At 33.7% G+C, this 12313-nt stretch carries 9 protein-coding genes and 1 pseudogene; 5 read left to right on the plus strand and 5 right to left on the minus strand.

The window, feature by feature from the left end; translation table 11 throughout:
• The first annotated feature begins 99 nt into the window (after nucleotides 1-99).
• The gene (locus AC6QZF_RS08895; protein ID WP_499799536.1) at nucleotides 100-807 is read left to right on the plus strand and encodes a DUF1573 domain-containing protein; all 708 of its coding nucleotides are present in this window, start codon (nucleotides 100-102) and stop codon (nucleotides 805-807) included.
• A gap of 66 nt (nucleotides 808-873) precedes the next feature.
• Here the strand turns inward: AC6QZF_RS08895 and AC6QZF_RS08900 are convergent, their stop codons facing one another.
• The 4 genes from AC6QZF_RS08900 to AC6QZF_RS08915 are packed head-to-tail and all read right to left on the minus strand — an operon-like array spanning nucleotide 874 to nucleotide 5853.
• Nucleotides 874-1623 (minus strand): succinate dehydrogenase/fumarate reductase iron-sulfur subunit, encoded by a 750-nt coding sequence (locus AC6QZF_RS08900; protein ID WP_499799537.1) that lies wholly within the window; start codon nucleotides 1621-1623, stop codon nucleotides 874-876.
• The gene (locus AC6QZF_RS08905; RefSeq protein ID WP_499799538.1) at nucleotides 1620-3164 is read right to left on the minus strand and encodes a hypothetical protein; all 1545 of its coding nucleotides are present in this window, start codon (nucleotides 3162-3164) and stop codon (nucleotides 1620-1622) included. The genes AC6QZF_RS08900 and AC6QZF_RS08905 overlap by 4 nt, the downstream gene beginning before the upstream one ends.
• A gap of 2 nt (nucleotides 3165-3166) precedes the next feature.
• A complete protein-coding gene (locus AC6QZF_RS08910; RefSeq protein WP_499799539.1) occupies nucleotides 3167-5080 on the minus strand; it encodes a fumarate reductase/succinate dehydrogenase flavoprotein subunit in 1914 nt (637 codons plus the stop codon).
• Nucleotides 5077-5853: a succinate dehydrogenase cytochrome b subunit gene (locus AC6QZF_RS08915; protein ID WP_499799540.1), complete on the minus strand. Its 777-nt coding sequence runs from the start codon at nucleotides 5851-5853 to the stop codon at nucleotides 5077-5079. The genes AC6QZF_RS08910 and AC6QZF_RS08915 overlap by 4 nt, the downstream gene beginning before the upstream one ends.
• Before the next feature lie 204 nt (nucleotides 5854-6057).
• On the opposite strand from AC6QZF_RS08915, the gene AC6QZF_RS08920 reads away from it, so the two are divergent.
• Complete coding sequence (locus AC6QZF_RS08920) at nucleotides 6058-7302, plus strand: metallophosphoesterase (RefSeq protein ID WP_499799541.1); 1245 nt, start codon at nucleotides 6058-6060, stop codon at nucleotides 7300-7302.
• Here the strand turns inward: AC6QZF_RS08920 and AC6QZF_RS08925 are convergent.
• Nucleotides 7299-8231 carry a glycosyltransferase family 2 protein gene (locus AC6QZF_RS08925; protein WP_499799542.1) on the minus strand — a complete coding sequence of 311 codons (933 nt, stop codon included), beginning with the start codon at nucleotides 8229-8231 and terminating at the stop codon, nucleotides 7299-7301. The two genes, AC6QZF_RS08920 and AC6QZF_RS08925, sit on opposite strands and share 4 nt — an antisense overlap.
• A 122-nt stretch (nucleotides 8232-8353) precedes the next feature.
• Here AC6QZF_RS08925 and secD point away from each other — a divergent pair, with 122 nt between their 5' ends.
• The 3 genes and pseudogenes from secD to AC6QZF_RS08940 all read left to right on the plus strand — a co-directional run bounded on the left by secD (nucleotide 8354) and on the right by AC6QZF_RS08940 (nucleotide 12065).
• Nucleotides 8354-10474 (plus strand): protein translocase subunit SecD, encoded by a 2121-nt coding sequence (secD, locus tag AC6QZF_RS08930; protein ID WP_499799543.1) that lies wholly within the window; start codon nucleotides 8354-8356, stop codon nucleotides 10472-10474.
• An 11-nt stretch (nucleotides 10475-10485) separates the two neighbouring features.
• A complete protein-coding gene (gene secF, locus AC6QZF_RS08935; protein WP_499799544.1) occupies nucleotides 10486-11430 on the plus strand; it encodes a protein translocase subunit SecF in 945 nt (314 codons plus the stop codon).
• Between the two features lie 197 nt (nucleotides 11431-11627).
• Nucleotides 11628-12065, plus strand: a pseudogene (locus AC6QZF_RS08940) (DUF6790 family protein).
• The last annotated feature ends 248 nt before the right edge of the window (nucleotides 12066-12313 follow it).

A 12313-nucleotide genomic window follows, 5' to 3' on the forward strand; every position in this document is an offset into this window, starting at 1 on the left:
AACTAATTTTATTATTTTAGTCTTGCAAATGTAACTTTATTGTAAAATTATCATTATTAGTTATAAGAAACAAATAATAAAAGAATAGGAGATGATAAAATGAAACGTTTATGTGCATTGATTTTACTTTTTTTATCAGTTTTTCAATTGTATTCGCAACCCAAAATTGAATTCGTTGGTGGCGAAACAGTCGATTGGAAAGATGTGTCGCCAAAAGACAATCCACTTCATTCTGAAATAATAATCAAAAATATAGGTAATGAAAAATTGGTCATCAAGGAAGTGAAACCTACTTGTGGGTGCACTACTGCTCCATTAGACAAATATGAACTGGCACCTGGCGACACAACAAGAATGAAAATTACTTTAAATTTAGGTTCTTCTTCCGGGAAAATCCATAAAACGATTCGGGTAATATCCAACGACCCAAATGCACAAACTAAAATTATCTCTCTAAAAGCAAATGTTATTCGTCCAATTGAGATCAAACCGGCAAATTACATTGTATTTGATAATCCAAAAGTTGGTGTTGAAAGCACAGCAAAATTCTTTATTAAGAACAACACTAATAAACTAATAAAATTAAGTGATTACCAAACTGAACCGAAAATATTGAAAATCAATCTTGTAGGAGAAAAGCAATTACAACCAAATGAAGAAATTGAAATAATTGCACAGATTATTCCCGATAAAACTGGCTATTTAAATGCTTTTATTAAAATGAAAACGACAGAACCTGATACACCAGAAATTGAAATTCGTTGCTATGGAAATGTAGCCGAATCGCCAATATTTAATTCAAAGTAGAGCTAATAATTAATTTTAATGTATTATTGAAGGGGCTGTCCTCTCAAAGGGATAGCCCCCTGTTTTTTACATAGATTTGGCAGTCGCAGCTGATAAAAATTCGATATTCATTCTACTGATAAATCTAACTGAAATATTTTTAGGACAGTTAGCTTCACATTCATAATAATTCCGGCAAGCACCAAATCCCTCTTTATCCATTTGTTCAATCATAGCAATAGCGCGTTTTTTTCGTTCTGGTTGCCCCTGTGGAAGCAATGCCAACTGCATAATTTTTGCCGCTGTGAATAGCATAGCAGCACCATTAGGGCAAGAAGCAACGCAAGCTCCGCAGCCAATACATTGAGCTGCATCCATTGCTAAATCAGCACTCTCTTTTGGAACAGGGATAGAATTTGCATCCTGAGCTGCACCTGTATTCACAGTAACATATCCACCAGCAGCAATTATTCTATCTAAAGCAGAACGGTCGACAACTAAATCTTTAATAACAGGGAAGGCTCGTGCTCTGAATGGTTCAATCCATAGTTCATCACCATCTTTGAACATACGCATATGAAGCTGACAAGTAGTTGTTCCTTTCATATTCCCGTGAGGTCGCCCATTAATTGTCATAGAGCAAGCGCCACAAATTCCTTCGCGGCAGTCGTGGTCGAAAGCAATTGGCTCTTTTCCTTCGGAAATTAATTGCTCATTTAACACATCAATCATTTCCAGAAGCGACATATGCTCGGAGACATCCTCCATTTTATAAGTTTCGAAACTACCTTTGGAGGTAGTATCTTTTTGACGCCAAATGTGAAGTGTAAATTTCATTTTTGCACCTTTATTATGTTTAAATTATTTAGCTTATAAATAATTGAATTGTTAATATTAATGCTAATAAGCTTGCTATCTCGTTTCAATTCATCTATTATTTTTTTGTATTCTTGCGATAATTCATTCTGAGAATAAAACAACCCTCCGATAAAATATATCTCTTTTCCTTCATTAGAATTAAGTTGAGCAATTTCTCTTATGTTTTTAAAACCATTATATACCAGATAATTATAAAGCATATAGTTATTATTATCAATTATTAACAAGCTTTCTTTTTCGGTTATCGGTTTGAGATAATTTATTTTATTCTGATAAAAATCATTATTTGAGCTTAATACAAATTGAGTAGTTGAAGTAAAGTTGTAAACAAAGAGTAGAAGACCAATAGTAAAGTATAGTTTGTAACTAACATTATCTTTGTTGAAAATTACCAAAAACAATGTTAGAAAGAAATATATTGAAATCCAGAATTCAAGATTATTTGAAGACCACAAACTGAAAAATCCCACAAAGAAAATCAAGTATGAAATAAGCCAAACCTTTTCAGATTTTAAAGCTTTATTTTTTATAAAATTTCTAATAGAAACAGAGAAAAAGTAGATAAAAGCTACAAATAAAGCAGAAAGCACAACTACTACAATATATGCTTCATAAGACGTTGCATTTCGAATCAAATAAAGCTCTTCTTTGAAGGAATTGCCTGGGAAATAATTAAAAATGATATTCAGAACAAAATTCAAGCCTAAAAGCAAATGAATTGAGGTAATGACCCGGATAAATCCAACTAAATCATTAATAAAAATTGAAAACCCGAATTTTGACCAAAAATATGGTAATTTATGGGCATAAAATGTAAGTTGGTAATATGCATCAGAAATGGATTTTACCTTGTAATCAAAAATTAGTACTAAAACGTATGGAATACCAACTATAATCAGGAATGCTGTCCCAAATTTTAGTATGATGTTAATTTTTTTCTTTGAATAGATAAAACTAATCAAATATACAAAAAGCAAAAATACGTAAGTTTGATGAAATAAAGTTGCCAGAGCAGCGAATAAGGCTATTTTAAAGTAATCATCTGGATTTTTTAAGAAATAATAAAGCGATAGCCCAGCAAAAAACAACGGAATTATATAGACTTCCACACAAGTAGAATAATACCAAATCCCATAAGAAAAAGCAATGAGCAATGATGCAGAAATTGCTTGAATCTTCTTAAAATTGTATTGTTCAATTAAAATAATACAAAATAGAGTAACAAGAGCTGATCCAAAAACGCTATTAATTCCAGATAATATGAGATAAACTTCACACGATGGATAGAAAATTTGAATTCCTTTAACAACAAGCAAAGTAAATGCGTGATAGAGAAGGTGATGGGGATGAAACACCCATACACCTTCTTTTGCACGAGCTGCATAAATTATCCCATCGTGGGCAATCGCTTGATTATTAGATAAAGTAAGCAAGTAGATAGCTACTAATACACTATATACAAGCAAATAGAACAAGCGATTATTTGATCTTTCGAACATTTTTATTTGTAACTCCGCACCTGTAAAGGCACATTCTCAAATGTTAATTCTTCTTGGTGTCGAATTGGTTTATTGCCATCGCCGTTGTATTCCCATACAGCTACATGACAGAATTTTTCGTCATTACGTTTTGCTTCACCATCTTCATATTGGTATTCAACTCTAAAATGAGCACCGCACGACTCTTCGCGTTCGAGAGCATCCCAAGCAAGCAACTCTGCAAATTCGAGGAAATCAGCAACACGGCAAGCACGTTCCAAAGCAATATTTAAAGAAGCATCTTCACCAGGGACGTTAAGATTATTCCAGAATTCTTCTCGTATTTTGGGAATTTCTTCCAGAGCATGTTTTAGGCTTTCTGCACTACGCGCCATACCAACATCTTCCCACATAAGTTTCCCAAATTGCTTGTGGAAAGAAGTCGGAGTTCTTTTACCTTTTATTGAAAGTAACTTATGAATTTTATTACGAACGTCTTCTTCTGCTTTGCGGAATTCAGGGTGCTTATCTGTAACTTTTTCAAGTTTTGCCTTAGCAAGATAATCCCCAATTGTATATGGAATGATAAAATATCCGTCGGCAAGACCTTGCATAAGAGCGCTTGCACCAAGCCGATTAGCACCGTGATCAGAAAAATTAGCTTCACCAAGGACATGTAAACCGGGAATAGTACTCATCAAATTATAGTCTACCCATAGTCCACCCATAGTATAGTGCGCTGCTGGATAAATCATCATAGGTGTTTTATATGGGTCATCACCGGTAATTCGCTCATACATTTCAAATAAATTACCATATCTTTCTTCTATTTTTTGACGGCCTAATCTCTTAATTGCGTCTGCAAAGTCGAGATATACACCATATCCTGTTGCCGAAACTCCGCGCCCTTCGTCGCAAACTTCTTTTGCAGCACGTGAAGAAATATCACGAGGAGAAAGATTGCCAAAACTCGGATATTTACGTTCAAGATAGTAGTCGCGTTCATCTTCTGGGATTTCATTTGGTGGTCTGCGGTCATCTTTTTTCTTCGGTACCCAGATTCGCCCATCGTTTCGCAAAGATTCACTCATTAATGTTAGCTTAGATTGATGGTCGCCGCTAACTGGAATACAAGTTGGATGAATTTGCGTAAAACAAGGATTAGCAAAGCCTGCGCCCTTTTTATAAGCACGGAATGTTGCTGTAACATTGCAAGCTATCGCATTAGTTGAAAGGAAGAATATATTGGCATATCCTCCGGTTGCTAAACACACTGCATCGCCAACAAAAGATTCGATTTTCCCAGTAATTAAATCACGAGTAACAATTCCACGGCAAACTCCATCAATTACAACAATGTCCATCATTTCCTTGCGAGTGTGAATTTTTACATTGCCGTTTTGAACTTCTTTCATTAAAGCTTGATATGCACCAAGCAGGAGTTGTTGCCCCGTTTGCCCTCGGGCGTAGAAGGTACGAGAAACTTGTGCACCACCGAAGGAACGATTATCGAGCAATCCTCCATATTCACGAGCAAATGGAACACCTTGTGCAACACATTGGTCAATAATGTTATTAGAAACTTGTGCTAATCTGTAAACATTTGCTTCACGGGCACGGAAGTCCCCACCTTTTACTGTATCATAGAAAAGTCGCCAAATGCTATCTCCATCATTGCGATAATTTTTTGCAGCGTTAATTCCACCTTGTGCAGCAATTGAGTGAGCTCGACGTGGAGTATCGTGATAAGTAAATACTTCAACATTGTAGCCAAGCTCTGAAAACGATGCTGCAGCAGAACTACCTGCAAGCCCCGTTCCAACAACTATTATTTTATATTTCCGTTTATTTGCTGCATTAATAAGTTTCATTTCAAAACGGTGCTTGTCCCATTTTTCTTGAATTGGACCACTTGGTATCTTTGAATCTAATTTCATACTCCACCTCCTACCAATCCTAATAATACAGAAATTGGTATTGATACATATAATAATGTGATAATAATTGAAAAAATAGTGCTACATCTCTCCATCCAAGGAGTGAATTTGGGACCAGTAACACCTAATGTGTGGAAACAACTTTTAATTGCATGGCTCAGATGGAAACCAAGTAGAACAACTGCAACAATATACGCAAGAGAAATGAATGGATTTCTGAACCCTAAAACAACCATTTTATAAACATCGTGCCTTTCAGTTAAAATGTTTTGCTCTACGAAGCAGTTCTTTGGCATAGATTTTAATTGCTCTTCTGAAACATTTCCGGGTAAAACATAGGCTTTCTTAACTGTAAGTTCGTGTTGCTCGTAATGCTCGGGATTAGTAATTCCGAAAGTGAAATGTAATAAATGATAAGTTATAAAAGCAAAAATCATAATTCCGGTTACAAGCATTGAACGTGAATTGATTTTAGCTTTAGCGTAATTTACCACCTGATATTTCACAGGTTTAGCAGAATTGTTAATTGAGCTAAGATACAACGATGTAATGATATGAAGAACAAGAGAGACGAATAATACTATTCGCACAATCCACAATATCTCCCCTATACTTTTCAAAAATTGGGCATAAGTATTAAGTGGTTCGGGACCGAGATAAATTTGAAGGTTCCCCACCAGATGCCCAATAATAAAAAGCAGCAGCAGAACACCTGTAATTGCCATTACAATTTTGCTCAATACAGTTGAGCGTAGAAAACTAAAAATCGCCATAGAACTTTTTATTATTGTTAATAATAGTGTTAATTATTTACATTTTTATTTACACAAACACACAAAATTATAAAATAAAATAAACAATTGTTAGAAAAAACACTTTTACAATACTTTTTTATCGATAAATTTACACTCAAATAAAATTATTGGTATTTGCGTCTATTTCTATTAAGTATTTAAACTATAATTTAGAAATCGTATATGAATTTACATAGATGGATACCTTTTATTTTGATAATCACTTCTTTTACCATCATCATTGAAGCATATGTTTTGTTTCACTGGACTAAATTCATAAAAAAGCGTAAATTCAACAAATTAGCTTATCAAATTCCTATTGCCATTTCAATTTTGGCTATACTTTCATCACTTTTTTTTAATATTCAACGATTATATTCTATTTCACCGAATTTAAGTTATAATTTTTTCCTAATTTTTTCAAGTTTATGGTATTTACCTAAATTAGTTATAGCTCCTTTTCTGATAATTAAAGATTTAATAAATTTTCTCAAAAATATATTATTTTCAATAAGAAACAAAAAAAATATTGCTAAACATTCAAATATTTCAGAAATAGATTATTCAAAAAGACGCACAATTGAAACAGTAGGTTGGACATTTGCTGCAATACCATTTATTTCGGCTGGTTTTGGATTAACTCGTGATACAACTTCTATCCAATTCCAGATAATTGAATTAGAACTTCCCAAATTTCCTATAAAAGAGGGTGTCTTTACTATTGTTCAAATTAGTGATATACATAGTGGCTCCCTCCTATCTAAAAAATTAATCGAGAAAACTGTTAGAGCCATCAATGATGCTAAACCTGATGTAGTTGTTGTCACTGGCGATTTTGTTAATTTTCGGATTGAAGAGTTGGACTTTATTCTGCCATCGCTAAATAATTTATATCCTACTTATGGTACTTTTGGTTGTATGGGCAACCATGATTATTACGTTGGAAAAGAAAATATACGCAAATTCAATCAAAAATTAGAAAAAGTTGCCATAAAAATGCTTAATAACTTAAATTTTCAAATAAATACTGGTCAGGGAATTGTTCAAATCGCAGGTGTTGAAAATACTGGAATGAGTAATCAAAATTACGCGGATTTCAAAAAGGCAATAGAGGGATTGAACCCAAATAAATCGATTATTCTGCTTTGCCACGAACCCAATAATTGGGAAAAGAGTGTATTAAGAAAATTACCTGTTGATTTAACCCTTTCGGGACACACTCACGGAGGACAATTTGGAATAAATATCGTTGGAAAAGAAATTTCACCGGCATCATTTGTTTATAAATATTGGGCTGGCCTCTACAAAGTTGAGGAGCAATATTTATACGTTAATCGAGGACTTGGAACAACTGGCCCACCTTTTAGAGTTGGTGTGAAGCCTGAAATAACCATTTTTAAGCTTCGAGCTCCTCAGAATATAGTTTAGTGTTGTAATTCATCTAATATTTCACTCCAGACTTTAGTATTATTCCGATGAAACTTTACAAGAGAACTATTATTATTCGAATTGCGAATAAATAGTCTGAGAAAAAAAATAATAATTTGGGATTTAATAATTTGGCATTTAGCATAAAATTTCAATTTCTTTAATAAATTATGTTTTTTGGCAAAAAATACCTTACTTAAAAGGAGTTTTTTTGTAGTCTCATATGAAAATTTATCACTATTTGAGCTTGCTCCTCGTAAATGAATAACACGTGAAGAAGGACAGAAGATAATTCTTTTCCCATATGATTTAATTTTGTGAGAAAAATCCATATCTTCAGAATAGAAGAAGTAATCTTCGTCGAAACCACCTATTTTATCAAATATACTTTTTCTCACAGCTAAAACAGCACCATCCGCATAGCCAAAAAATCGCTTAGGAAAGTCAAGATTGAATTTATTGAAAAGTATTTTTCGTAGCGTATTTTCTACAGGGCCAATAAAAGTAAGTTCCTTTAATCCACTCAAAATTGTCGGGAAATCACCATAAGAATATTGAAAACTACCGTCTGGAAAGATTTGTCGTGGGAAAGCAACAGCATTATGTTTGTTTTGAGACAATTTTTGTAGTAATATTTCAATCGAGTTATCCAAAAAAACAACATCAGAATTAGAAATAATAACAAAATCACTGCTACTTTTTTCTACCCCACGATTTACTGCATATGAATAACCATAATTTGCTTCATTTTTCACTATAGTAATCTCTGGAAAAGCCTTTTTCAAGTACTCAACCGTTCCATCAGATGAACAATTATCAACTACAATAATATTTTTCACAAATCTATTCGCATAATTATAAATCGACAAAATACAATTTTCCACTAATACCTTAGTGTTATAAGAAATTATTACTACATCACACTTCATATAAGTAAAAACATTAATTTAACAATTTAATTGGTTATTATTGTAAATATAAATAAATTTGTAGTTTGATAAAACTTGTTTTCGATATAATTTACTATTATAAATTATTGGAGGTATGTTCATTGAAAAAGTATTTCGGTAAGATTTTACTTGTTGTTGTTCCAGTGATTGCTGCAATAGTTTTGCTCTATCCAACTTACCAAGCATCGAAGTTGGAAGAAAAAGAAGCACAAGCGATAGCAAAAGCTAAAAAAGCGTCAAATAGCACTGACTCACTGGCGATAATAGAAGTATTTCAGAAACAATATGGCGAAGCATTAAAGACCGCTAAAGCTCGCCGTCTAAAGTTAGGTCTTGATCTACGGGGTGGTATGTATGTTACAATGGAAGTTGATGTTGTAAAACTAATTGAGGAAACAGCACAAAGTGAAACTATTGACGAAATTTTCAAAGATGTGATTGCTAAAACGCGTAAGGAAGCTGTTAAGTCTGACGAAGCAGCGCTAAATATTTTCCTTCGTAATTTTAATAATATAGCTCGCCCACAAGGTAAATCGTTATTGAATTATTTCGACGTTGGTGATTTACGCGATGCATCCGAAGAAAAAATCATTGCATCTTTAAACGAAAGTATTGACAAAGCTATTGATCAGGCACAAGAAGTAATTCGTCAGCGTATTGACCAATATGGTGTTAGCGAACCAAACATTCAAAAACAAGGTTCGCGCCGCATTATGCTCGAACTTCCAGGTGTTACAAATCAAGATGAAATGCGTAGTCTCTTACAAACCACTGCTCGCCTTGAATTCAAATTAGTTAGAAATTATAAAGAAATCGTTCAGGCATTTTACAAAATTGATAAAATGCTTAGCAATAAAATTAAAGCAGGAAAAGGACTGATTGAGGAACCTATTGTTGAATTAGATACTCTTACTACTGATACTTTGGTTGCTGAGCAGCCTAAAACAAAACAAGATACAACTAAACTTGCTAAATCAACAGATACAACTAAAACTGACACAACAAAAGCAAAAAATGATACCGCTAATAATCCATATGCTGGACTTCCGCCAGAAGAAGCTCAACGCAGATATGCACTTGACCATCCATTTACAACTCTATTCTCTACTTTCTTTGTTCCTGGACAAAATCAAAATATAGTGCCTATCTATTATACATCAGATCAATTCCCTGATGGAGAATATATATTCAGAATACCAAAAGATTCGATTCCTAAATTGCAAGTCTTATTGTCTAGACCTGATGTTGCTGCTTTAATTCCTGCTGATTTAGAAATTTCTGTCGATGCAAAACCAGACACCAGATTAAAACAAAGACAAAACATTGAAATTTTCGATTTCTATGCTTTGAAAAAAGAACCTGAATTAACAGGCGAGGTAATATCCAATGCTCGCGCGTCATTCGATCCTACTACTAACCAACCTGTTGTTCTAATGAGTATGAACAGCGATGGTGCTGAAAGTTGGGCGCGCATTACTGGTGCAAATCTTAAAAAACGTATTGCAATCGTATTAGACGGAAGAGTGTATTCTGCACCAACAGTTCAAAGCAAAATAACCGGAGGAAATTCGCAAATTACAGGAATGGCAAATACAGAAGAAGCTCATTTACTCGAAATCGTTTTGAATGCAGGCGCGTTGAAAGCACCTGTTCAAATTATCGAAGAACGAGTTGTCGGTCCATCACTCGGAGAAGACTCGATTCGTAGTGGGCTGAATGCTTCGCTTATTGCTGTCATTCTCGTAGTTCTTTATATGATGATGTATTACGGTTTAAGCGGAGCACTTGCTGATTTTGCTGTAATACTTAATGTATCGCTTATTCTTTCTGTTCTTGCTGCATTAGGTGGAACACTCACACTGCCTGGTATCGCTGGTATTATCTTAACTATTGGTATGGCGGTAGATGCTAATGTACTTATTTTTGAGCGTATTCGTGAAGAACTTAATAATGGGCGTTCGATTCGTTCAGCAATTGACGAAGGTTACAGAAAAGCTCTCTCTGCAATTATAGACTCTAACGTTACAACATTCTTTACGGGTGCTATTTTGTATTTCTTAGGAACTGGTCCTATTCAAGGATTTGCTCTTACTCTGATGATTGGTATTTTAGGTACTTTGTTTACTGGAATTATTGTAACTCGTGCTATCATTGAAATATTTATGGCAAAAGGTGCTACCTCTTTCGATTTCGGTCAACCAAAAATTAAACAAAATAATTAGTGAGGTGAAAAATGAGATTTTTCAAAAATCCAAATATAAATTTTTTAAAATATAGAAAATTGTTTGTAAGTTTATCAATCACTTTGATAATTGCTTGCGTTATAATAACTATTATCGAAGGCATTGAATATGGTATAGACTTCGCTGGTGGTACCGAAGTTGCTATTTCAACATCAAAACCAATACCAACAGATAAAATTCGCTCCGCAGTTACTAAATCAGGACTTACTGGGGTTGAAATAAAATCTTTTGGCGAAGAAAACCAGTTCTTAATTAGAACAGTTGAATCTGCAAATGCACCAGAACTAATAAGCAATGCTCTTACTCAAGCATTTCCTAACGAAAAAATTACAATTTTGAAAGTCGATAAAATCGGTCCGAAAATTGGTAGTGAGTTAAGAGCGCAAGCTTTCTGGGCTGTGTTCCTTGCTGTTCTTGTTATGCTAATTTACCTTGCGTTTAGATTTGAGTTTATTTTCGGTGTTGGAGCTATTGTTGCTCTTGTTCACGATGTGATTTTGACATTTACTATTGCTGTTACTCTTAATAATTTAGGTATTGTTAATTTGGAAGTGAATCTCTCTATTCTTGCAGCCATGCTAACAGTTGTTGGTTATTCTGTTAACGATACCGTTATTATTTTCGACCGTATTCGTGAAAATAAAGAACGTCACAAAGGTATGAATTTTATTAAGTTAGCAAATCTTAGCATTAATGAAACACTAAGTAGAACAGTAAATACAGTATCAACTACTTTGTTGGCATTGCTTTCCTTGTTCATCTTCGGGGGCCCAGTTCTTCAAGGATTTGCTTTTATTATGATTATTGGTATTATTTTAGGAACTTATTCGTCAGTTTACATTGCAAGTGCCTTTGTTATCTGGTACATGGAAAAAGTTAAGAAGATTGATCTTGAGAGTGGTTTTCGTGAGGTTATTGGAGCAAAGGCTGAATAATTTCTGTTGCTTGAACTAAGTTTATTGAAAAAGGCTGTCAAGTTTGTACAAGACAGCCTTTTTAATTATATCGTTTTTTGCAATTTTTCCCTTGCATAATTCATTGAATATATTTAATTTAACTTATGTAAGGAGTTTTATTATCCTTCCAAAGAGTGTAATATGAGTAACTTCCTCAAAAAAAAATCTCTGTTTCAATACCATTTTTACTCGCGATTATTTTCACTATTTATCAATCAATGGTAGATAATTGGAGCAATTGGGTGGTAATCTTAAAAGACAATGCTTTTTCGATTGGATTGGCATATCAATGCCTTGGTTTTGCAGTGGGTCATCTATTTTTTCATAGGCAAGTTTCTGGCTATATCGGTTGGGAACCACACAAAAAATTCCAATCTGAAGTTGGATTCGCATCATTAGCAATTGGAGTATTAGCACTTCTAACTGATTATTACGGGAATGAGTTTTATTTTGCAACAGCAATTGTAAGTCTTGTGTAATTCTGGGGATGTGCCGCTGGTCATATATTAGATATGATAATGAAAAGAAACTTTAAGACTGGAAATTTTGGATATGTTTTTTGGTGGGATCTTTTGTTCCCAATACTGTTAATTTATTTAGCTATGAAATATTAATGTAGAAACTATATCTACATTATTTTGAACTAGCAATTGTTTTTACGAAGCGAGTAAAAATATTTCTCTTAACAAGTAATTTTTTCTTTTATTAATATGATTTTAGGGAATTAAATGAAAACTTTAATCAACTCTTTAATGACAATGATTCTAATTCTCTCTTTAGGGGTGCAGTTAGAATTAACAGCACAGGAGAGGGAAGCGAAAAAAGCATTGGATGCGTTTATTAACGCAACGACTAAATCTTC

This window comes from Eximiradius sp., from assembly GCA_937127445.1.
Taxonomy (GTDB): domain Bacteria; phylum Bacteroidota; class Ignavibacteria; order Kapaibacteriales; family UBA2268; genus JAKIZO01.

Excerpts from the sequence above, each read along its gene's own strand:
- AC6QZF_RS08895 (WP_499799536.1), top strand. The coding sequence starts at position 100 with ATGAAACGTTTATGTGCATTGATTTTACTTTTTTTATCAGTTTTTCAA.
- AC6QZF_RS08900 (WP_499799537.1), bottom strand. The coding sequence starts at position 1,623 with ATGAAATTTACACTTCACATTTGGCGTCAAAAAGATACTACCTCCAAA.
- AC6QZF_RS08905 (WP_499799538.1), bottom strand. The coding sequence starts at position 3,164 with ATGTTCGAAAGATCAAATAATCGCTTGTTCTATTTGCTTGTATATAGT.
- AC6QZF_RS08910 (WP_499799539.1), bottom strand. The coding sequence starts at position 5,080 with ATGAAATTAGATTCAAAGATACCAAGTGGTCCAATTCAAGAAAAATGG.
- AC6QZF_RS08915 (WP_499799540.1), bottom strand. The coding sequence starts at position 5,853 with ATGGCGATTTTTAGTTTTCTACGCTCAACTGTATTGAGCAAAATTGTA.
- AC6QZF_RS08920 (WP_499799541.1), top strand. The coding sequence starts at position 6,058 with ATGAATTTACATAGATGGATACCTTTTATTTTGATAATCACTTCTTTT.
- AC6QZF_RS08925 (WP_499799542.1), bottom strand. The coding sequence starts at position 8,231 with ATGAAGTGTGATGTAGTAATAATTTCTTATAACACTAAGGTATTAGTG.
- secF (WP_499799544.1), top strand. The coding sequence starts at position 10,486 with ATGAGATTTTTCAAAAATCCAAATATAAATTTTTTAAAATATAGAAAA.